This is a genomic window from Nonomuraea sp. B10E15 (assembly GCF_039871615.1).
Taxonomy (GTDB): Bacteria; Actinomycetota; Actinomycetes; order Streptosporangiales; family Streptosporangiaceae; genus Nonomuraea.
Window position 1 is genome coordinate 1,217,891 of record NZ_JBDPMB010000001.1, and the last position, 21,050, is coordinate 1,238,940.

The window sequence follows — 21,050 nt, forward strand, 5'->3', positions numbered from 1 at the left end:
GGGTCAGCGGCCGCCGGATGAGGCCCGCTCGGCGAGCATGACCGGCGTCCTGCGGAAACCGCCGGGCGACATCCCGTACTCGCGGCGGAACGCGGCCGAGAAGGCGAACTCCGTGGAGTATCCGACCTGCCGCGCGATCGCTGCGAGGGGCGCGTCGGACTCGCGCAGGAGGATCGCGGCGCGCAGCGCGGCGGCGATCCCGGGGTCGTCGGCCCGTGGCCAGCCGGGCGCGTCGTGCTCCTCGTGCCACTGGCGCAGCACCTCCACCAGAACGAGATCGAGCAGCGCTGGCGGGACGTCGCCGTCGGCAGCCGCCACCCGCAGCTGAACCCCTACCTCGGGGTCGAGCGGTACGGGACGGCGCTGGCGGACGCCGCCGAGGGATGACCGCAGGGGCTCGTGGAGGTCGCGCCCGGCAACCGTTCGACCTCGTGCTGCGTGCCAGTGAATTGCTCCTGCCGGGATCGGTTCTCGCACGCCCTTTTCCCGGCGATGTGTTAACGCTAACTTGGGCTTGGTAGACGGATTTCTCTCCGGGCGGGCGTCAACGATCACGCGGTGAGCGTGCGCGAACCGGCAGTGCCGCCGGTCCATGGCGCATGCCCTCAAGGAGAGAACCATGACAAGCACCACGTCTCGTCGTGCCCGCTCGAGCGCGCGCGACCACGCCAGGTACCAGGACCATCTCGGCCGGAGCGGCCGACGCGACCTTCCGGCCCGTGAGCAGACCACGTGACGACGCACCAGAAGGGTTCCCTCATGGACACATTCCGGGCCAGGCGGCTGCTCGCCGGGCTGGCAGCCCTGCTGCTCCCGCCGATCGTCGCGGTGAGCTTATGGACGACGCCCGCGTCGGCCGCGACCAGCCAGTTCCGCGGCATGAACTGGGCGGTGCCGGGCGACAACTTCAGCACCGGCCCGCTCGTCGTCGACGGGCTGAGCAGCTCCGACAGCCACGCCACCGTACAGGCCAAGGCCAACGCGCTGTACGACGACATGCAGTCGACACTGGGTGTGAACACGGTCCGGCTGCCGATCAACACCCACACCGTCGGCACCACCTGGTGGAACGCCTACCGCGGCGCCATCGACGCCGCCACGGCGCGCGGGTGGAAGGTGATCCTCGCGTACTGGGAGGACGGCGCGGCCTCCGGGGGCCGCATCACCGACCTGCCGGCGTGGAACGCGATGTGGTCGGCCGTGACCTCCCAGTACGGATCGAACAGCCTCGTGTACTTCGAGCCGATGAACGAGCCGCACGGCTACAGCTCGGCCGAGTGGCGCGACATCGCCGCCGGCTGGCTGGACCACCACTACTCGGCCCCGCCGAACCGGGTGCTCGTCGGCGGTGCCGGCTACAGCCAGGACCTCCGTGACCTGTGCGACGACTCGCGTTTCGCCGGCACGCTGTTCTCGTTCCACCACTACGCGTTCTTCTACCCGGCGAACACGTACGACGGCTGGCGGTCCCACGTACGGACCCGCCTCGGCAACTGCGCCTCGCGTGCGGTCGCCACCGAGTTCGGGGCTCCGATGAACAACGGCCTGAACTACGCCGACCCGAACAGCACGGACAACTTCGTCCGCCACATCCGCGCCGTCACTCAGGTGATGCGGGACAACGCTATGGGCGGCACCTACTGGCCGGCCATCGGCGGCAAGCCGGGCGACATCGGCTACGACTGGTACTCGATGTACGCCAAGAGCGGCAGCGGCACCGACCTCAACCTCACGATCCGCAACCAGTCCGGCGCGAACCGCCTGCGCTACGGCTGGGGCGACGACGTCGACGGCGGCGGTGACGCAACGACGACCCAGATCGTCAATCAGAACTCCGGCAAGTGCATCGACGTCCTGGAGGGCTCGACCGGGAACGCCGCCGAGATCATCCAGTACACCTGCACCGGGGCCGCCAACCAGCAGTGGCAACTGCGCGATCTGGGCAACGGCTACCACAACATCGTGGCGCGGCACTCCGGCAAGTGCCTCGACGTCAACAACGCCTCCACCGCGAACAACGCGGCCGTCATCCAGTACACGTGCGGCAGCGGCACCAACCAGCAGTGGGAACTCCGCACCGTGTCCGGCACGAGCCACGTCGAGATCGTCGCCCGGCACTCGGGCAAGTGCCTCGACGTGTCCGGCCAGTCGACGGCGAACGGCGCCCGCCTCCAGCAGTACACCTGCTGGGGCGGCGCCAACCAGCGCTGGGACGCTTGAGGCCACACCGGACAGGAGCACGTGAACACGAAGGCATCGGGCCACGAGCGGCGAGCAGCCTACGTGATCCTGGACGGCGCCCTGGAGCGCCGTCCAGCCCGGGTCACCGCACGCAGCAGCCGGCCGAACACGGTGAGCAGACCGTCGTACCGGTGGAAGACCGGATCGAACGCCGGAGGGTGCTCGGCGGGCCCACCATGGACGACGTCGCGCTGAGCCCGCGCGAGCTGGGAGGTGCTGCTTCGCCGCCCAACGCTAACAGCTGGCCCAGAGCGGGCTGGTGATGAACCAGGAGATCGCCGTCTGCGAGCGCTGAGGGAAGGCCGAGATCCTGGCCCGTGCCGATCGCCTCGTCCGACCGGGCGACCGCCGCCTGGCCCGGGTCGGAGGTAACCGGCCGGGGCAGCGCCGCCTCCCGCGACAGAGGCTGGCGCGTCGCCCCACAGGGCGCCTCACCTTCTGAGATGTCGCGTTGCCGGATCAGCCGGCGGGGTCCCAGGTCACATGAGGCGAACCCGGCAGCGCAGTGGTGTCGAGGTACCTGGGCTCGAGGACGCGCTCGGTGAACTTCCAGCCATCCGGGGTGCGCTGGTAGCGGTCGTGGAACAGGCCGTACATGAGGACCGACCTGCCGTCGCGCTGGCGACCGATCTCGAAGATGGATTCCCGGCCGGTCGCGGTGTCACCGTCGAGTTGGATCGTGCCCGGGTGCACGTTCTGCACCCAGAACTCCCACGCACCCTGCAGCCGTTCGATACCGGCGCGGATCTCCTCCCGCCCGGCGAACTCGACGTCGGCGGGGGGTATCCGCCACACCGCGTCCCGGGTGAACAGCGACGCGAAACGGTCATAGTCGCCGATCATTGCCGCGTCGGCGTGGTCGCCCCGCAGCGCCTCGATCTCGACGCGGTCGGCGATGGCCTGCAGATCTCTCATCGGTTTCCTCTCTCTTGCGAACGTGATGGATGACGGCATCGGGCTCCTGCCGGAGGGTGCCGCGGGGTGCGTCCGCACCAGCGGCGCTTCACTGAACGTCTAGGTCTGGTGGCGTATCGGTGATGTGGAGGGGACGGGCGGCGTGTTCTGCTGGGGTCCAGAATTCGTCGTGGTCCGGATACTCGCTCTGGCCTTTCGGCGGTTGTGCTCACGGGCCTGCCTCCCAGTTCGCCGCGCCATCTGCCCCGATCCGCTTGCCGACGTAGCAGGAGCGATCGTCCATGGTGGCCTTCTCGCCGCAGTGGCGGTTACAGATCATCGACGAACGAGTCCGGCGCGCCGGGACGGCCGGCGAACGTGATGGGGCTCACACCGCAGTGGCGAGTTGCCGACGAGCACGGCAACCTGATCTGGATCTCCTCCGCCGAGCCAGGCCGCTCCAGCGAGATCACCACCGCTCGCCGCCACACGATTACCGCCTGGCTGCGCCGCTTCGACCTGGGCACCCTCGAACAGCTCTGAGCTTGGGGGACAGGTTTGTCCCCCAGGCGGCTGCTCGTCCGTCGCCTGGATATGAGCGACAACCCTCCCAGCCTTCCGCGTGCCCGGCATCGACGTCGCCTACGAGTGATCGCATTCATGTGAGCGCTAGGGATGCCCCGCTCAAAGGCTGACCCGGTGCGGCCGCCGGCCGTGAGCGTCGCTGAGCCGAGGACGCACAGGCCAAGCACCCCATGACCGCCCCGAAGAGCGGCCCAGATCGCCCCGCGAACATCGCTTGCCCATCCGGGCGGCGCAGACCAGGACCTGACCACCCCGACCACGACCCAGCACCTTCAAGCAATGGAGCGAACCAACATGGCCCTTATCTTCGAGCGTGTCACCGTCCCCCTCCGCGACGGTGTCAAGGTCGAGGGTCTGCTGTACCGGAGCCAGGACGAGCCGAGACCGACGCTTCTCCTGCGGACGCCTTACGGCGTCGACAAGACGAACATGATCAGCGTGCCGGAGTATCTGTTCTTTCTCAAGGCGGGATACAACGTCGCGTGGATGGCGTGCCGGGGAACGTACGGCTCCGACGGGGACTTCCGCAGCATCGAGGACGAACGCGACGACGGCTACGACACCGTCGACTGGCTCGTGCGTCAGCCGTGGAGCGATGGCAGGGTCGCGACCTACGGCGCGTCATACGCCGGACAGACGCAATGGGCGATCGCAGCTTCCCGGCACCCGGCCGTCAAGGCACTCGCTGTCGAGGTGTCGGCCGCCGACTGGTATACCGGCCTCTGGTATCACCCCGGCGGGGCGATGTTCCATCAGCTCGCCCTCACCTGGCACTTCGGCATGCGGATGCAGGAGCAGGTCCGTGCGATGGCCTCGGGCGGCGGCGACCAGACGCTCGTGGCCGACCTCGGCGCCCAGCTAAGGAGCGGTCCGAACACCTATGACGATGTTCCGCTCCATCAGCAATCGCTGGTCGCCGGCGATGAGCGCCTGCAAAAGATCCTCGACAACCCGGAAAACAACGACTACTGGAAGGCCCTCGACAGGTCGCGGTCCTTCCCCGACATGACGCAGCCGATTCTCATGATCGCCGGCTGGTTCGATTTCTTCATCAACGGGCAGATTCGTGATTTCGCGCGTTACCGCACGACCGCGGCGACTCCGCAAGCACGGCGAGGGACACGGATCATCATCGGTCCCTGGGCGCACTGGCCGCTGGAGAACAACTTTCCCGAGGTCGATTTCGGGATGGCGGCGACCGCGCAGGGAGCCGACCTCATTGGAGAGCACCTCCGCCATTTCGCGCAGTGGCTTCCAGTCGGCGACGCGGTCTCTCAGCCGGCGGCACCCGTCAAGATTTTCGTCATGGGCGTCAACGAGTGGCGTGAGGAGCAGGACTGGCCGCTACCGGACACCGCCTACACCGACCTCTACCTGGACGCCGCCGCTTGCGGGCGTGACGGCTCGCTTCGCAGGTCTCCCGCGGCGAGCCGGAACTCCGCCGAGTACGACTACGACCCCAAGAACCCTGTCCCGAGCCGCGGGGGCAACTACAACGGGTCGTATCGCACGGATGGACCAGTAGACCAGCGGCACATCGAGGAACGAGCCGACGTGCTGTCCTTCACCACGGAGCCGCTGACGCAGAACACCGAGGCTACGGGCCACGTACGGGCCACGCTGTTCGTGCACTCCAGCGCTCCTGACACCGACTTCACAGCCAAGCTGGTCGACGTCCACCCCGACGGTAGCGCCCGCCACGTATGTGACGGCATCCTTCGCATGCGCTATCGCGACGGGCTCGAAACGCCCACCCTGATCAACCCCGGCCAGGTGTATGAGATCGAGGTGGACATGTCGGTGACCTCCATGGTGTTCCTGGCCGGCCACCGGATCCGCATCGATATCTCCAGCAGCAACTTCCCACGATTCGACCGGAACACGAACACCGGTGGTTTTATCAGCCGGGAGGCCGTCGACGACGCCGTGGTCGCCCATAACGCCATCCTCACCGGACCGGATCATCCGAGCCGGGTGACGTTGCCATTGATCCGGCGATAAGCGAGACACCTGGGAAAGCTCGTGTCTCGCGGTTTTCCCTTGATCGCCATGCATGTGGCGAGGGGGATGGGTACGCGTGCCTCCACTGGTCTGCGGGGCGGATGCGGAGATGCCCGGGGAGCATCGGCGGTGTTCCGAGAGCGCAGAAGCGACCCGCTGGACGGGCCAACGAGCCGTCCTGCCGTCGGACAGCGAACGGTGCGAGCCGAGCCGGAAGCGGAAGCTGATTGCGCAGCTCAGGACCTGTTGGGCTGGTGTCACGGTGGTCACCGGGCACCCGATTTCTCCGACTACACCCGTGAAACCGCGGCCACCGGCGGCTCGAACGCCTGACAGCCGCGTTTCCCGGCGACTCAGCTCAACGAATCGACGAACAACAGGAAGGGATGAGATGTCTGATCTGCAGGACAAGGTAGTGATCGTGACGGGTGGCGCCCGCGGGATCGGTGCGGCCGTGGCCACCCGCATGGCTCGGGACGGAGCCACGGTGGTGGTCACCGACCTGCTCGACGAACAGGGAGCGAAGACCGCCTCCGAGATCCGGGGCCTGTTCCTCCGCCACGATGTGACCAGCGAGGATGGCTGGAAGAGCGTGACGGAGGCGACTCTCGAGCGCTATGGCCGGGTGGACGGCCTGGTCAACAACGCCGGAATCGCCGCGGGGGCACCTCTCGAGAGCGAGACGCTGGAGCAGTTCGAACGCGTGCTGAAGGTCAACCTGACCGGGGTGTTCCTCGGGCTGAAGGCGGTCATCGAAGCGATGCGGGCGGCCGGCGGCGGCTCGATCGTCAACATCGCCTCCGTTTCGGGCCTGATCGGGCTTCCTGGGGCCTCGGGGTACGGGACGTCCAAGTGGGGCGTCCGCGGCCTGACCAAGATTGCCGCGACGGAACTGGGCCGCCACCGGATTCGCGTCAACGCCGTGAACCCGGGCGTGATCTACACCCCGATCACCATGGAGCGTAACGCGCAGTTGGGAGAAGGCAACTTCCCGCCGGCCCCGCTGGGCCGGATCGGCGTCCCGGAGGAGATCGGCGAGGCAGTGTCCTTCCTCATCTCGGACGCGGCCTCGTACATGACCGGTGCGGAAATCACGGTGGACGGCGGCTGGACGTCCGGACGGGCCATGATGACGCAGCACCCCGACACCTGACCCTCGGGTCAAGTCGATTCCCTTGAGGTCGGGTCGCCGACGTCTCCTCCACCTTCACCCGGGACACCTGCACCAGCGTCTGTCCGGAGGCGTCGGACAAGAACCGCGTCGGGACTGATGGAGACTTTGGTGTGCCCTGGGTTCGATGAAGTCGCCGGTGCACGTCGTGGCGGGAAGACCCAAGCGGGCTGAGTTCCGTGGTTCGGCGTGCCCAACGACATGGGTGACGGCGATCCGGATCGCCGTCACCCCGGGAGGTTACACGGAGGGCTGGGAGACGACGACCACGTGGGTGGTCTTCGCCGGCTCGGTTGCCGAGTTCCCCACCAGCTGGATGACGTACGTGTGCTTGCCGGCCGTCGTCGGCGTGTCAGCGAAGCTGAACGACCCGAGCAGGACCGGTGACCCGACCGTGAGGGCGCCCCATACGACGAGGCCGAGATAGCCGAGACCGGACGAACCGTACGTTGGGTCGGCGTCGGCGACCGCGAACAGCCCCAGGCCGCCGACGACACCGGTCACCGTGATCGCGATCGGTGTCCACAGGAGCACATGGGCCCACACCCGGTACGTCCGGCTGTAGATCCGCTGGACCGGCGGCACGTTCGGCTGCGGGGGATACCCGACAGATTCGCCCATGCCGCATTTCTACCAGCCCGCCTGGCCCCGCACTGCCGGGTCGGGTCGCGGCGAGGCAGGGTTCCACGGTGCCGCGGCCTCGGCGACCGCGGTGCTCCGGAGCGGCGTTTCCTGGGGATTCTCCCGCCGTTGCCGCATCTTCTGACGGCCTGCTGCTACGGTTGGCTCTCCATTATGACCATAAGGGGACGTATGTTCGGCATTGTCCGCCCATGCCAGCACGTCCTGTGCAAGGGCCTCTACGCGGCCTGGATGGGCCACTTGTGCGGACTCTGCTTGGCCCTCCGCGACGAGCACGGACACCTGTCCCGTCTGGTGACCAACTACGACGGCCTGCTCGTGTCCGTCCTGACCGAGGCCCAGACGTCCGCGCCCACGTCGCGCCGGAAGGCGGGCCCGTGCGCGCTGCGCGGCTTCAAGGGCGCCGACGTGGTGGAGTCCGAGGGGGTACGGCTGGCGGCCTCGGTGTCGCTGCTCCTGGCGGCCGGCAAGGTGAACGACCACGTGGCGGACGGCGACGGCATGTACGCCTGCCGCCCCCTGGCCGCCGGCGCCACCCGCCTGGCGGGCCGCTGGTCCTCCGCCGGTACGGCCACGGCCGGCACGCTGGGCTTCGATCCCACCCCGCTGACGGCGGCGGCCGCCCGCCAGGCCCTCCTGGAACGCATCCCCGCCCAGAGGCCCCCGGGCAGCGGCGCGGCGACCGGATTGCGAGAGTTGACGGGGCCCACCGAGGACGCCGTAGCGGCGGCGTTCGCGCACACGGGGGTGCTCGCGGGCAAGCCCCACAACCGCGAGGCCCTGGCGGCGGCCGGTCGCGGTTTCGGAAGACTGGCCCACCTGATCGACGCGGTGGAGGACCTGGCCGACGACCGGGAGTCCGGGGCGTACAACCCGCTGGCCGCCACCGGCACCGACCTGGACGAGGCGCGCCGCCACTGCGACGCCGCGCACGCCGACCTGCGCGCCGCCGTGAATGCGCTCGACCTGCCTCGCCGCGCCCTGACCCGCGCCCTGCTGGTACGGGAAACCGGCAACGCCGTCTCCCGAGCCTTCGCCACCGCCGGATCGCAAGCCGCCGCAGGCACGCACGGCCCCGGTCACGGCCCCGGTCACGCGCCGGGTCATTCACCGGGTCATTCACCAGGTCATTCACCGGGTCACCCGCCCGGCGATCCCGGCGCACCGCCGGGACGACGGCCGCCGAAGCGGGATCCCGGCGGGCTGCTGTCGCTGGCGTGCGGCGCGTTGACCTGCTGCACCTGCGGCTTGTACCGGCCCGCCTGGGACGAGGGCCGCGAGGGCTCCTGCTGCGAGCGCTTCGACTGTTCCGGTTACGAGTGCTGCGGCAACTGCGGTAATTGTTGTTCCTGCTGCTCGGGCGAGGACGGCGGTTGCGGGTGCGACGGCTGCAGCTGCGGCTGCGATTGACGGCCGCGACTGCTCACTGCCGGGGCCAGGCACGCCGGGGAACCCGGTTGAGGACACGCGGCACCGCGAACCGGTCCCGGTCAGAGGACTTGATGCCGCCGAGGCCAACGTCAGTGCCTTGCAGCAGATCGAAGCGTTAGTCCTCAATCTGCAGTCCCTCGGTACGGGGAGGTCGGCCCCTCGATGCGGGACCGCTTTCAGGTGAACAGGGGGAGAAATGCGAAAAGCCCCTGAATTCCCCATGGGGATCAAGGGCTTTGGTGGATCGGGCACTGCGCCTGCCGATCGCAGCGCAGCGCACCGCTTGACCTCACGGGCCGGGACGGATCACGCGTCGTCGTTGCGAGGCACGTCGAGGTGGGTGACGAGGTTGATGCCGCCGTCGACGTGGATCACCTCACCGGTGACGAAGGGGGCCTTGATGAGCGCCAGGACCATCGCTGCGACGTCGGATGGTTGCCCGAGCCGGCCCAGCGGTGTCATTGCCCCGGTGCGCGCCGCCCGCGTGGCGAGGCTGTCCGAGGTCAGCCGGGTCTGGAGCGGCCCCGGGGCGATCGCGTTCACCCGGACGTCCGGACCCACGGCCTTGGCCAGCAGCCTCGTCAGGTGGTCGAGCGCGGCCTTGCTGACGGAGTAGGGGATCGAGCTGCCGAGGGGGCGCGAGCCGCCCACCGAGGTGATGTTGATGATCTGGCCGCCGGGCTCCATGACCTTCACGGCGGCGACGGAGACCTGCCACGTCCCGACGACGTTGACGCCGAGGATCCGGTGCCAGTCGTCGGCGGTGATCGCGTCCAGGTCGGCGTGGGGGACGGGTCGCGACACCCCGGCGTTGTTCACCAGCAGGTCGAGCCGGCCGTGCCGCTCCACGGCCGTCTCCACCAGGCGCACGGCGTCGGAGGGATCGGCGATGTCGGCCTGGACGTAGCTCGCCCCCGGGAGCTGGGCCGCGAGCCGCTCACCGGCGTCGACCGAGGTGGCCGAGTTCACCACGACGGTGAAGCCGTCGGCCGCGAGCGCGCGGGCGATGCCTTCGCCGATGCCGGAGCTCGAGCCCGTCACGATGGCGACACGTGGCGCGCTCATCGGGCGGCTCCCTCGGTTACGGGCGCTTTCACCGCGTTCACGATCGCCCGGCTTCCGCCGGCGAGGATCGAGGTGTCGTTGCTGACCACCACGTAGTCGTAGCCCCGGGCCAGCGCGGCCCTGGCCTGGTCGCTCGTGGCTGACGCGGTGCCGATGGGTACGCCTGCCGCGGCGGCGGCTTCCAGCGCGGCCGTGACGAGCCGGTCCACCTCGTCGCCGCCCGCCGCGACGCCCATCGACATCGACAGGTCGGCCGTCCCGACCAGCGCGGCACGGACGCCGTCGAGGGCCAGGATCTCCCTGGCGTTCTTCATCGCCGGCTCGCTTTCGAGCTGGACGACGCACAGAACCCGCTCGTCGAGGTAGTCCGCCCGTGGCAGCAGCCCCCAGCGACCCGCTCGGCTGGTGCCGCCGGACCCGCGGTCGCCGCGCGGCGGGAAGCGGGTGGCCCGCACGACCGCCCGGGCCTGCTCCACCGTGTCGACGTGCGGCACGATCACACCGGCCGCGCCGGCGTCCAGGACCCGCTGGATCACGCTGAGGCCGTGGTCGGGCACCCTGACGAGGGGGTCCACCCCGAGGGCGCGGGCCATCGCGATGTGGGTCGAGGCGGCGCCCAGGTCGAGTGTCGTGTGCTCGAGGTCGATGACCACGAAGTCGAAGCCCGCGTACGCCATGATCTCGACGCTCTCGGGGCTGGCGAGCTTGATCCAGGTCCCGAGCGTGCCGCCGTTGATTCCGTCGCGCATCCGTGTCATGGCTCAGACCTCACCGGCGGTCTCGTTGGGGGTGGAGGTCCAGAAGACCAGCCACTTGCCGAGCTGTACGACGACCGCATGCAGGGCGATGCCGACGGCCGACAGCACGACGATCACCGCGAAGGTCCTGGCCACGTCCAGGGTGAAGTTGGTCGCCTGGATCAGGTAGCCCAGACCTTCCGAGCTGCCCACGAACTCCGCGACCACGGCGCCGGTCACGGACAGGATGACGGCGACCTCCAGCCCCGCGAAGATGTGCGGAAGCGCCGACGGGATCTGCAGGTGCCGCATGACCTGCATGCGGGACGCGCCGAATGACCGGAGCATCTCGACCTGCTCGTAGGCGGCGGACCGGAATCCCAGGATGGCGTTGATGAGGAGGGGGAAGAACGCGATCAGGGCCACGGTCAGCACCTTCGAGCTGATCCCGATGCCGAACCAGACGATCAGCAGCGGCGCCATGGCGACCTTGGGGATGGTCTGGGTCAGGATGAGCAGCGGGAAGAGCACCCGCTCCACCGTCCTGAACTGGGTGATGAGCACGGCGGAGACCAGTGCGGAGCCGACCGCGATGCCGAACCCGATCAGGATCTCCTTCAGGGTGACGAGCGAGTGGGTGATCAGGCTGCCGTCCTGGAAGCCTTCGACCAGGGAGGCGGCGACGGCCGTGGGCGCGGGGACGAGGATGTTGGAGACGTCGAAGATCTCCACGACGGCCTGCCAGACCACCAGCAGCCCGATGAACACCAGCACGCTGTAGGTGATTTCCGGCATTCGGCGGCGTCGGGCCGGGGTGTCCGAGTTCGTGGGCGCCTCCACCGGCACGGTCTCGCCGTCCGGGACGGCGGGTGCCTCTCGGCCGGCTGCGTGGCGTTTGGTGTTGGTGGACATGAGGTCTCCTAGTGGGCGCTGTGCTCGGAGTCGAGCAGCTTGCGGATCTTCAGGACGATCTCGCCGAACTCGGGCGTGTTGATGTTCTCGAGCCGCCGTGGCCGAGGGAGCGCGACCTCGACGACGTCCGCCAACCGGCCGGGTCGCGGTGTCATGACCACGACGCGGTCGGCGAGGAGCACCGCCTCGGGGATGCTGTGCGTCACGAACAGCACGGTCTTGCGGTCCTGGTCCCAGATCTTCAGCAGGTCCAGTCCCATCTGGTCGCGGGTCATCGCGTCGAGGGCGCCGAACGGCTCGTCCATGAGCAGGATGCGCGGGTCGTGCATCAGGGCGCGGCCGATCCCGACCCGCTGCTGCATCCCGCCGGACAGCTCGTTCGGGTACCGGTCGCCGAACTCCTCCAGGCCGAGCATCACCAGCAGCTCGTCGGCCTTCGCGTGGGTGCCGGCGTCCCGGCGCTGGTGCAGGTCAGGCGAGGTCAGCAGGTTCTTCCGCACGGTACGCCAGGGCAGCAGCAGCGGCTGCTGGAAGACCATCCCGAGCTGGTTGCGGTGGGTGTCGTCCGACGGCCCGAAGGTGACCTGTCCTGAGGTCTGGCGGGACAGCCCCATGATGATCCGCAGCAGCGTGCTCTTGCCGCAGCCGCTGGGACCGACGATGGAGATGAACTCACCGGCTCGGACGCTGAGGGAGACGTCGTCGAGAGCCTGGACGGTCCCGCCGGACTTCGTCGGGTAGAGCATGGACACCGAGTCCAGGCGGATCACGTAGTCGGTGTCGGTACTGGTCGGCATGTCTGTCATTCCTCACCTGGTTCGAGCGCAGGCTGCCCGCGCCTCGGTTGTCGTGCCGGCAGCGATCAGCCGGCCCTCTCGGGCCACGTGCCGCCCATCTCCTTGGTCAGTCGCTTGCAGACGGCCTTCAACGCCGTGGCCTCCCGGGAGTCCAGCGCCGCCGGCAGCATCCGCTCGGTGCCGACGGCCGCGATCGTGGCGCAGATCCCGGTCGCCGCGAACACCGGCGCCGCGACGACGCAGATGCCGCGGTGGTTGACGTGCCTGCTCATGCCGGCCTGCCGGATCTCCTCGATGCGTTGGCGCGTCTCGGTGCGCTGGGGCTCGGGGAGGCTGCCGGTGAGCCGGTCGGCGTTGAACTGGTCGGGGAGGAAGGCCAGGAAGACCTTGGCCTGCGAGGAGTCCAGCGCGAGCTGCGAGCCCACGCGCACCGTCACGAGGGTGGGGTGCTCGGCCTCCTCCACCAGCGAGACCACCGGTCCTGAGGTGCCCCACAGCGACAGCACGGTGCTGACCTTGATCTCGCGGACGAGCTCGCGCATGTGGGCCGGCGCCATCTGCATGATGCGCTGCCGGCCCAGCGCGAAGCTGCCGAGCTGCAGGATCGACCGTCCTGGACGGACGAGTGCGGAGTCCTCCACGCGCTCGAGCAGCCCGCAGCCGATCATCGAGCTGAAGTAGCGGTGCACCGTGGTCCGGTTCAGGCCGAGCCGGCGGGTGGCCTCCGCGACGGAGAGCTCAGGAGTCTCAGGACCGAACAGTCCGAGGATCTGCGCGGTCCGGCTCACCGCCTGGATGTCCTGCTCGCGAGCAGTCACCTGTCTGTCGTCCTGGCGCTCCGTCATCGGCCCCCACCCCGTCGCAGTTGGTGTCCGTAAAGAGTTCTCGTAGTTCGCAGTACGGACAGAGGGTATGCACGCCCTCGGGATTGCTGCAAGGTTTTCCAGGTGTTTCAGGCAAGTGTTTCGGTACGCACCCTATTGACAGACCGGATAGCGAACTTTCAGTCTGTGATGCGAACGGTGATGTGAACTTCCGCCGACACCCGGAGACTTCATGACTGACACCCCCGCCATCATCAAGCTGCTCGACGGCTGCGTTGACCTGCACTGCCATTCCGGCCCGAACCCGTTCCCCCGACGGATCGACCACGCCGAGGCCGGTAAGGACGGCGAGCGGCTCGGCATGCGCGGCGTGCTGGTGAAGTCCCACCACCACAACACGGTCATGGACCTGCTCGCGATGAACGACCGGCTGGCCAAGATCAAGACCCCGGTCTTCGGCGGCATCACCCTGAACAGCATGATCGGCGGCATCAACCCCCAGGCGGTGGCCATGTGCCTGCGCATGGGGGGCAAGGCCGTGTGGTTTCCGACGTTCTCGGCCGGCCGGCACATCGAATGCCATCCGGAGGGCGTCGGCTTCCCCACGGCGAGCGTCGAGGTGCCGTCGTCCAAGGTCGACGTCCACCAGGAGAACGGCGAGCTCATCCCCGAGGTCTACGAGGTGCTCGACCTGGTCAAGGAGACCGGCGCGATGGTGACCGGCGGGCACATGGAGACCGAGTCGATCGCCCAGCTGTTCGCCGCGGCCAAGGACAAGGGCGTCACCAGGATGCTGCTCAACCATCCCGACTACGTCATCGGCGCGGACGAGGCGAAGTGCCGTGAGCTGGTCGGCTACGGAGCGTTCATCGAGCACGAGACCGGCTTCTACGACCCCGAGGGGACCAAGAAGTGGGACCCGAGACTCCTCCTCAACTGGATCGAGAGGATCGGCCCCGAGCACACCGTGATGGCCTCCGACCTCGGCCAGAAGGACCGGCCGCTGCCGGTGGACTCCTACATCCGGGTCGCGACCGCGCTGCTGGACCTCGGCCTGGACGAGAGGTCGCTGCGGCGGATCTTCTGCGACAACCCGGCCTTCCTGCTCGGCCTGGACGACTGAACCGGCATCTTGCCGCTGACCAGAAAGGACAGACGATGACCACCCTGGCCACCCCGCCCGACGTGGAGTTCTCCGACCTCGGTACGGGCGATCCCGACGAGACGACCCCTGGCGGATCGTCGTCGTGGTACTTCCGCGGACACAACTTCGTGCTCGCCTACACAACGCTGGTCGCCGGCGACGTGCTGGATCGGGATGATCAGCCGGACGAGTACGTCGCGATCCTCCCGTACGAGGAGTGCAGCGTCGTCATCCGTGCGTCGCGGGAGTCCGAGTCGGTCTCGGGCAAGGCCGTGGTGATGGTCCCGCCGGGCAGCAGCGCGATCGTCGGCGTCGACGACTGCACCGTCGTACGGCTGTTCAGCTCCCGGTCCACCGACATGCTGGACAAGGCACGCAACCGGGACGCGTACGCCGATCCCCACCCGAACACCAAGCCGTTCGAGCCGTGGCCCGACCCGCCGGAGGGTTACCGCATCCGGGCCTACCGGCTGGCCGACCTGCAGGTGACGCAGGACGCCATCCGCCCGGGCCAGATCGTGCGGTGCAGCACCTTCATGGTCAACTTCCTGGCGCCCAGGATCGGCCCGCGCGATCCGAACACCCTCTCGCCGCACGACCACGACGACTTCGAGCAGTGCTCGCTCGCCGTGGAGGGTGACTACGTCCACCACCTGCGGACGCCGTGGTCCAGGCGGCGCAGCGAGTGGCGCGAGGACCGGCACCTGGAGTGCGGCAGTCCTTCCGTGGCCGTGATCCCGCCGCCCATGATCCACACCAGCGAGGCCGTCGGTCCGGGGACCAACCAGCTGATCGACATCTTCTGCCCGCCGCGCCTGGACTTCTCCCTGACGCCGGGCCGAGTGCTCAACGAAGACACCTACCCCCTCCCCAACCAGTAAGAGGCAGGTTCCATCGTGAAGACCGGACGAGCGGTGAAAGTCGTCAGTGGTGCGGTCGCCGTCTTGTGCGCGGTCGTAACGCTGAGCGCGTGCGGTTCCGACAGCGGATCCGGGGACTCGGCCGAGTCCGGCGAGCTGACGCCGGTGACGTTCGCGATGGCGTCCCCGAGCTGGAACGCCGGCTACGCGGTCATGGCCGTCGTCGAGGCCGAGGGCTTCTACGAGCAGGAGGGTCTGAAGGTCACGACCAACCTGTTCCCGTCGGCCACCCAGGCGGCGCAGCAGGTCGCCGGCGGCGGTGCCGACCTCGGCCTCATGACGGTCGAGCCCGTGGCCATCGGCCACGACAAGGACCTGGACCTGGCCTACTTCAGCTCCTACTGGGCGAAGTGGATCTACAGCCTGCAGGTGCCGGACGGTTCGGCCGTGCGGAGCATCGCCGACCTGAAGGGCAAGAAGATCGGCGTCTCCGCGGTCGCGAGCTCCGGCGCGACGTTCGCCCGTACCGCGATGGAGCTCAACGGGCTGGGCCAGAACGGAGCCACGCTGGTGCCGATCGGCGCCGGCGCCCAGCAGATCAACGCCATCAAGAGCGGCCAGGTCGACGCGCTGGCGCTCTGGGACATCCAGTACCAGATCGTCAGGAACGCCGGCGTCACCCTGACGCCGCTTCCTGTCAAGGAGACGGCGGACGCGTGGGGCGGCGGCTTCGCGACGTCCCGCAAGAACCTCGAGGCCAAGAAGGACGTCCTCGAACGGTTCGGCCGTGCGGTGGCGAAGGCGTTCGTCTTCGCCAAGGCCAACCCCGAGGCCGCGATCCGCGACCTGTGGAAGCTCCATCCGGAGACCCGCGGGTCGGAACCGGAGGAGAAGGCGCTGGCCGACGGGGTCAAGGTCCTCGAGGTACGCCTGGACGGACAGGGCTTCGACGACAAGACCCTGGGCCGGATCGACGAGGCGGCGTTCACCCGTTCGCTCGACTTCATGGCCTCAGCCGGGCTGATCAAGAAGTTCCCGGTGAAGGAGATCTACACCGACGAGATGTTCAAGGCGTTCAACGACTTCTCCTACGACGACGTCGTCAAGCAAGCAGAGAGCGCCAGTTGAATGCGGCTGGGGATCGCGCTCGACCTGAGCTCCCAGGAGCCGGTCCGCCCACAGGTGGATCGCGCGGTCACGCTGCTCGCCCGCGCGGAGCGGCACGGTTTCGACTCCGCGTGGGTGGGTGAGAGCTATCACGCGGCCGCTCAGCCGTTCCACCTCCCGTCCGTCCTGGTGGTCCTGGGACATCTGGCCGGGCGGACGTCCCTGGCGCTGGGATCGGCGGTGCTGCTCCTGCGCGCGTACAGTCCGGAGAAGCTGGCCTACGAGGCCGCGCTGCTCGACCAGCTGTGCGGCGGGAGGCTCACCCTCGGCCTCGGGCTCGGCAGCCCGGAGATCGCCCGACGGGCCGGGCTGCCCGCGTCAGGTCCGGCCGGCGCGGCCTTCGACGCCACGCTGAAGCTGCTGCGCGACGCCTGGTCCGGCGTCCCGGGTGCCGGCGCGCCGGTGGCGGTCCCGCCCCCGGTGCGGCGCGGCGGGCCGCGGATCCTGGTGGGCGGCAAGGTGGCCGCCTCGGCCCGTCGTGCCGCGACGCTCGCCGACGGCTTCTACGGCGCGACGAACTACCGCGACGACCTGCTGTTCAAGCAGGCGGCCGCCTACTGGTCGGGTCGCGGCGGGACGGCGGGAACGGTCGCCACCACCAGGTTCTGCGTCGTCCACGAGGACGCCGCCACCGCCCGCGAACTCGCCGCGCGCCACCTGAAGGCCGCGACCGGCTACTACACCGGACGGGGCCTGTGGACGGGTGCGGGCGGCCCTGCCGAGCCCGAGCTCCCCATGGTGGGCACGCCCGACGAGATCGACGCGACGATCGACCGGTACGTACGGGCGGGGGTCACGTCCGTCCAGCTGCGGGTCGCCCCGCTCGGCACGCCGCCGGAGGTCGCCCGCCACACGCTCGACCTCGTCGGGCGGCACGTCCTCCCGCACTGGCACGACACGAACACGAGCTCTGATGGGAAAGACCGACGATGACGAGACGGCTCAAGAGCCTGACCGGCCTGTTCGCGGGCGTCCTGCTGGTGGCCGCGCTGGGCGCGTGCGGTGCGGAGGGGAGCGACCCGGCGGGCGGCGCCGGCCTCGACAAAGTCACCTTCGCCCTGAGCGCGCCCAGCTGGAACGCCGGCTACACCACCCTGGTGGTCCCCGAGGCCGAGGGCTACTTCAAGGACGAGGGGCTCGACGTCGAGGTCCAGCTGTTCCCCTCCGGCACGCAGTCGGCGCAGCAGCTGGCCGGCGGGGGCGCCGACGTCGCGCTGATGACCGGTGAGCCGGTCGCGATCGGTCACGCCAAGAACCTGGACCTGGTCTACTTCGCGTCGTACTACCCGCACTGGATCTACAGCCTGCAGCTGCCCCAGGGCTCGGCTGTGCGGAGCGTCGCCGACCTGAAGGGCAAAAAGATCGGGGTGACCGCGGTGGCCAGCTCGGGCGGGACGTTCGCCCGTACCGCGATAAAGCTCAACGGGATGAGCGAGAACGCCGCCGGCCTGGTGCCGATCGGTGCCGGCGCCCAGCAGATCAACGCCATCAAGAGCGGCCAGGTCGACGCGCTGGCCCTCTGGGACACCCAGTACGCGATCGTCGAGGACGCAGGGATCGAGCTCACCCCGTTGCCGGTGCCCCAGACCGCCGGCATCTGGGGCGGCGGGTTCGCGGCGACGCGGAAGACGATCGACGAGAGGAAGGACGTCCTGGAGCGGTTCGGTCGCGCCATCGCGAAGGGCTTCGCCTTCGCCCAGGCCAACCCTGAGGCCGCGATCCGCGACCTGTGGAAGCTCCACCCGGAGACCCGGGGCACCGGACCGGAGAGGGACGCGATGGCGTCCCAGGTCAAGATCCTTCAGGTCCGGCTGGCCGACCAGGGCGTCGAGGACGGCGACTGGGGCCGGATCGATCCGAAGGCGGCAACCGGGATGGTCGAGTTCATGGCCTCCGCCGGGCTCGTGGGCAAGGCGTTCCCGGCCACGGAGATCTACACGACCGACCTGCTCGACGCCATCAACGACTTCCCCTACGACGACATCCGCAAGCAAGCGAAGGACGCCTCCTGAGATGGGGCAGGAAGTGGAGACGACCCGAATGAGCAGCTCATTCGTGTACGCGTCGGTCCGGACCCCGTTCGGCCGGTTCAACGGAGCCCTGGCCGACACGAGGACCGACGATCTGGCCGCGACCGCGCTGAAGGGACTTCTCGACCGCTCGCCGGGCCTGGATCCCGGCCTGGTCGACGACGTGTTCTGGGGCAACGCCAACGGCGCCGGCGAGGACAATCGCAACGTCGGCCGGATGGCCGTGCTGCTGGCGGGCATGCCCGTCTCGGTGACCGCCACCACGGTGAACCGGCTCTGCGGCTCGTCGCTGGACGCCGCCATGATGGCCACACGCATGATCGAGGTCGGCGACGCGGAGATCGCGATCGCCGGAGGCGTGGAGTCGATGACGCGGGCGCCGTGGGTCCTGCCGAAGCCGTCGCGCCGGTTCCCGGCAGGCGACGTCACCGCCGTCTCCACGACGCTGGGCTGGCGTCTGGTGAACGAGCGGATGCCCGCCGAGTGGACGGCCTCGCTGGGCGAGTGCAACGAGCAGCTGCGGGAGAAGTTCTCGATCTCGCGCGAGCGGCAGGACGAGTTCGGCGCTCGCTCGCACCGCCTCGCGGCGGAGGCGTGGCGGAAGGGCTTCTACGACGACCTCGTGGTGCCCGTCCCCGGCACCGACCTGGTCCAGGACGAGAGCATCCGGGCCGGCACCTCGCTCGAGGCGCTGGCAGGGCTGAAGCCGGCGTTCCGGCCCGACGGGACGATCACCGCCGGCAACTGCTCACCGTTGAACGACGGCGCGAGCGCGGTCCTGCTGGGCTCGGCGAGCGCGGCCGCGACCATCGGCCGTGACCCGGTCGCGCGGATCGCCGGTCGCGGCTGGGCGGCGCTGGAGCCGCAGCAGTTCGGCTACGCCCCGGTCGAGGCCGCCAACGGCGCGCTCCAGCGGGCGGGCATCACCTGGGACGACATCGGCGCCGTCGAGCTGAACGAGGCGTTCGCCGTCCAGTCGATCGCCTGTGTCGACGCCTGGCTCGAGCTCGGGCTGCGGGACGCCGAGGTCGTCAACGCCAAGGGCGGGGCGATCGCCATCGGGCACCCACTGGGTGCCTCGGGCGGGCGCGTTCTCGGGACCCTCGCGGCGCGGCTCACGGAGTCCGGTGAACGATGGGGCGTGGCAGCCATCTGCATCGGTGTGGGTCAGGGCTTGGCGGTCGTGCTGGAGAACGTCGCATGACGCTGCTCTGCACCTCTGTCGACGAGGCGGTCAGCGGCATCGCCGACGGCTCGACGGTGCTGGTCGGCGGCTTCGGCACGGCCGGCATGCCGTTCGACCTGATCGACGCGTTGATCCGGCAGGGAGCGCGAGACCTCACCGTCGTGTCGAACAACGCGGGCAACGCCGACACCGGGCTCGCGGCGCTGCTCGCGGCCGGGCGGGTGAGCAAGATCGTGTGCTCGTTCCCCCGGCAGACGGACTCCTGGGTCTTCGACGAGCTGTACCGCAGCGGGAAGATCGAGCTCGAGGTCGCGCCGCAGGGGAACCTGGCCGAGCGCATGCGCGCCGCCGGAGCCGGGATCGGCGGGTTCTACACCCGCACCGGAGCCGGGACCCTCCTCGCGGAGGGAAAGGAGACCCGCGAGATCGACGGCCGGACGTACGTCCTCGAGCTGCCCATCGCCGCCGACGTCGCGCTCATCCTCGCCCACACCGCGGACACCCTCGGGAACCTCGTCTACCGCAAGACGGCACGCAACTTCGCTCCCGTCATGGCGACGGCCGCGACGACCACCGTCGTGCAGGTGCAGCACGTCGTCGAGCCGGGAGCGCTGGATCCCGAGGCCGTGGTCACCCCAGGCATCTACGTCGACCGGATCGTGCGGGTGCCGTCATGAGCATGGTGTCTCCGAGCATCGTCGAGCACACCGACCGTGGCCCGCTCGGACGGGACGAGATGGCCCGGGTGCTCGCGGGCGACATCCCCCGCGGGGCGTACGTCAACCTCGGCATAGGTCAGCCCACGACCGTCGGCGACCACCTCCCCCCGGAGTCGGGGGTCATCCTCCACACCGAGAACGGCATGCTCGGCATGGGGCCGGCGGCGACGGGCGACGCGATCGATCCCGACCTGATCAATGCCGGCAAGTTCCCGGTGACCGAGCTGCCCGGCGCCTCGTACTTCCACCACGCCGACTCGTTCGCCATGATGCGAGGCGGCCACCTCGATCTGTGCGTCCTCGGCGCCTACCAGGTCTCGGCATCGGGGGATCTCGCCAACTGGCACACCGGCGAGCCCGGCGCGATCCCGGCGGTCGGCGGGGCGATGGACCTCGCCGTGGGCGCCAGGCAGGTCTACGTGCTGATGTCGCTGTTCACCCGGACCGGCGAGCCGAAGCTCGTCAGGGAATGCACGTATCCGCTCACCGCGCTGCGGTGCGTGGACCGGGTCTATACCGACGTCGCCACGTTCGAGATCACCGGGGGGGACCAGGTCCTCGTCCGGGAGACGTGGGGGATCTCGTTCCACGAGCTCCGCTCGCGCGTCGACGTCCCGCTCGCTGCGGCGACACCATGAGGAGGT

The 21,050-nt window shown here is 69.2% G+C and carries 23 protein-coding genes; 15 read left to right on the forward strand and 8 right to left on the reverse strand.

Annotation, left to right across the window (positions count from 1 at the left end; all coding sequences use genetic code 11):
* Positions 1-3: 3 nt before the first annotated feature.
* Positions 4-261: a helix-turn-helix domain-containing protein gene (locus tag ABGB14_RS05520; protein WP_347642434.1), complete on the reverse strand. Its 258-nt coding sequence runs from the start codon at positions 259-261 to the stop codon at positions 4-6.
* Between ABGB14_RS05520 and ABGB14_RS05525 the strand changes: the two genes are divergently transcribed.
* The 3 genes from ABGB14_RS05525 (at position 244) to ABGB14_RS05535 (ending at position 2,504) form a co-directional block, all read left to right on the forward strand.
* Positions 244-387, forward strand: a complete 144-nt coding sequence (locus tag ABGB14_RS05525) for a hypothetical protein (protein ID WP_347642435.1) — start codon at positions 244-246, stop codon at positions 385-387. The genes ABGB14_RS05520 and ABGB14_RS05525 overlap by 18 nt on opposite strands.
* Before the next feature lie 372 nt (positions 388-759).
* Positions 760-2,220 carry a ricin-type beta-trefoil lectin domain protein gene (locus tag ABGB14_RS05530; RefSeq protein WP_347642436.1) on the forward strand — a complete coding sequence of 487 codons (1,461 nt, stop codon included), beginning with the start codon at positions 760-762 and terminating at the stop codon, positions 2,218-2,220.
* A gap of 152 nt (positions 2,221-2,372) precedes the next feature.
* Entirely contained in the window at positions 2,373-2,504 is a 132-nt protein-coding gene (locus tag ABGB14_RS05535; RefSeq protein WP_347642437.1) for a hypothetical protein, read from the forward strand.
* 196 nt (positions 2,505-2,700) lie between these two features.
* Here the strand turns inward: ABGB14_RS05535 and ABGB14_RS05540 are convergent, their stop codons facing one another.
* Complete coding sequence (locus ABGB14_RS05540; protein ID WP_347642438.1) at positions 2,701-3,156, reverse strand: nuclear transport factor 2 family protein; 456 nt, start codon at positions 3,154-3,156, stop codon at positions 2,701-2,703.
* 357 nt (positions 3,157-3,513) lie between these two features.
* Here ABGB14_RS05540 and ABGB14_RS05545 point away from each other — a divergent pair, with 357 nt between their 5' ends.
* The 3 genes from ABGB14_RS05545 to ABGB14_RS05555 all read left to right on the forward strand — a co-directional run bounded on the left by ABGB14_RS05545 (position 3,514) and on the right by ABGB14_RS05555 (position 6,874).
* A complete protein-coding gene (locus ABGB14_RS05545) occupies positions 3,514-3,678 on the forward strand; it encodes a hypothetical protein (protein WP_347642439.1) in 165 nt (54 codons plus the stop codon).
* Positions 3,679-3,999: 321 nt separating this feature from the next.
* The gene (locus ABGB14_RS05550; protein WP_347642440.1) at positions 4,000-5,721 is read left to right on the forward strand and encodes a CocE/NonD family hydrolase; all 1,722 of its coding nucleotides are present in this window, start codon (positions 4,000-4,002) and stop codon (positions 5,719-5,721) included.
* A 391-nt stretch (positions 5,722-6,112) separates the two neighbouring features.
* A complete protein-coding gene (locus ABGB14_RS05555) occupies positions 6,113-6,874 on the forward strand; it encodes a glucose 1-dehydrogenase (RefSeq protein WP_347643126.1) in 762 nt (253 codons plus the stop codon).
* 258 nt (positions 6,875-7,132) lie between these two features.
* Here ABGB14_RS05555 and ABGB14_RS05560 read toward each other — a convergent pair whose 3' ends face one another.
* Complete coding sequence (locus ABGB14_RS05560) at positions 7,133-7,513, reverse strand: hypothetical protein (protein WP_347642441.1); 381 nt, start codon at positions 7,511-7,513, stop codon at positions 7,133-7,135.
* Between the two features lie 192 nt (positions 7,514-7,705).
* Here ABGB14_RS05560 and ABGB14_RS05565 point away from each other — a divergent pair, with 192 nt between their 5' ends.
* Positions 7,706-8,944 (forward strand): DUF5685 family protein, encoded by a 1,239-nt coding sequence (locus ABGB14_RS05565; RefSeq protein WP_347642442.1) that lies wholly within the window; start codon positions 7,706-7,708, stop codon positions 8,942-8,944.
* Between the two features lie 327 nt (positions 8,945-9,271).
* Here ABGB14_RS05565 and ABGB14_RS05570 read toward each other — a convergent pair whose 3' ends face one another.
* The 5 genes from ABGB14_RS05570 to ABGB14_RS05590 all read right to left on the reverse strand — a co-directional run bounded on the left by ABGB14_RS05570 (position 9,272) and on the right by ABGB14_RS05590 (position 13,321).
* Positions 9,272-10,030, reverse strand: coding sequence for an SDR family oxidoreductase (locus ABGB14_RS05570; RefSeq protein WP_347642443.1), 759 nt, complete (start codon positions 10,028-10,030; stop codon positions 9,272-9,274).
* A complete protein-coding gene (locus ABGB14_RS05575) occupies positions 10,027-10,788 on the reverse strand; it encodes an aldolase/citrate lyase family protein (protein ID WP_347642444.1) in 762 nt (253 codons plus the stop codon). The genes ABGB14_RS05570 and ABGB14_RS05575 overlap by 4 nt, the downstream gene beginning before the upstream one ends.
* A gap of 3 nt (positions 10,789-10,791) precedes the next feature.
* Positions 10,792-11,679, reverse strand: a complete 888-nt coding sequence (locus tag ABGB14_RS05580) for an ABC transporter permease (protein WP_347642445.1) — start codon at positions 11,677-11,679, stop codon at positions 10,792-10,794.
* An 8-nt stretch (positions 11,680-11,687) separates the two neighbouring features.
* Entirely contained in the window at positions 11,688-12,476 is a 789-nt protein-coding gene (locus tag ABGB14_RS05585) for an ABC transporter ATP-binding protein (protein WP_347642446.1), read from the reverse strand.
* A gap of 65 nt (positions 12,477-12,541) precedes the next feature.
* Positions 12,542-13,321 (reverse strand): helix-turn-helix domain-containing protein, encoded by a 780-nt coding sequence (locus tag ABGB14_RS05590; protein ID WP_347642447.1) that lies wholly within the window; start codon positions 13,319-13,321, stop codon positions 12,542-12,544.
* Positions 13,322-13,532: 211 nt separating this feature from the next.
* Here ABGB14_RS05590 and ABGB14_RS05595 point away from each other — a divergent pair, with 211 nt between their 5' ends.
* From ABGB14_RS05595 to ABGB14_RS05630, 8 genes are read left to right on the forward strand one after another with little or no spacing between them, the layout of a single operon-like run.
* The gene (locus tag ABGB14_RS05595; protein WP_347642448.1) at positions 13,533-14,423 is read left to right on the forward strand and encodes a DUF6282 family protein; all 891 of its coding nucleotides are present in this window, start codon (positions 13,533-13,535) and stop codon (positions 14,421-14,423) included.
* A 35-nt stretch (positions 14,424-14,458) separates the two neighbouring features.
* Entirely contained in the window at positions 14,459-15,325 is an 867-nt protein-coding gene (locus ABGB14_RS05600) for a hypothetical protein (protein WP_347642449.1), read from the forward strand.
* A 15-nt stretch (positions 15,326-15,340) separates the two neighbouring features.
* Positions 15,341-16,432 carry an ABC transporter substrate-binding protein gene (locus tag ABGB14_RS05605; RefSeq protein ID WP_347642450.1) on the forward strand — a complete coding sequence of 364 codons (1,092 nt, stop codon included), beginning with the start codon at positions 15,341-15,343 and terminating at the stop codon, positions 16,430-16,432.
* Complete coding sequence (locus tag ABGB14_RS05610; protein ID WP_347642451.1) at positions 16,433-17,404, forward strand: LLM class flavin-dependent oxidoreductase; 972 nt, start codon at positions 16,433-16,435, stop codon at positions 17,402-17,404.
* Positions 17,401-18,483 (forward strand): ABC transporter substrate-binding protein, encoded by a 1,083-nt coding sequence (locus ABGB14_RS05615; protein WP_347642452.1) that lies wholly within the window; start codon positions 17,401-17,403, stop codon positions 18,481-18,483. The genes ABGB14_RS05610 and ABGB14_RS05615 overlap by 4 nt, the downstream gene beginning before the upstream one ends.
* A 28-nt stretch (positions 18,484-18,511) precedes the next feature.
* Entirely contained in the window at positions 18,512-19,705 is a 1,194-nt protein-coding gene (locus tag ABGB14_RS05620; RefSeq protein ID WP_347642453.1) for a thiolase family protein, read from the forward strand.
* Positions 19,702-20,364, forward strand: a complete 663-nt coding sequence (locus ABGB14_RS05625; RefSeq protein WP_347642454.1) for a 3-oxoacid CoA-transferase subunit A — start codon at positions 19,702-19,704, stop codon at positions 20,362-20,364. Before ABGB14_RS05620 ends, ABGB14_RS05625 begins: the two co-directional genes overlap by 4 nt.
* Positions 20,361-21,044, forward strand: coding sequence for a 3-oxoacid CoA-transferase subunit B (locus ABGB14_RS05630; protein ID WP_347642455.1), 684 nt, complete (start codon positions 20,361-20,363; stop codon positions 21,042-21,044). The genes ABGB14_RS05625 and ABGB14_RS05630 overlap by 4 nt, the downstream gene beginning before the upstream one ends.
* The last annotated feature ends 6 nt before the right edge of the window (positions 21,045-21,050 follow it).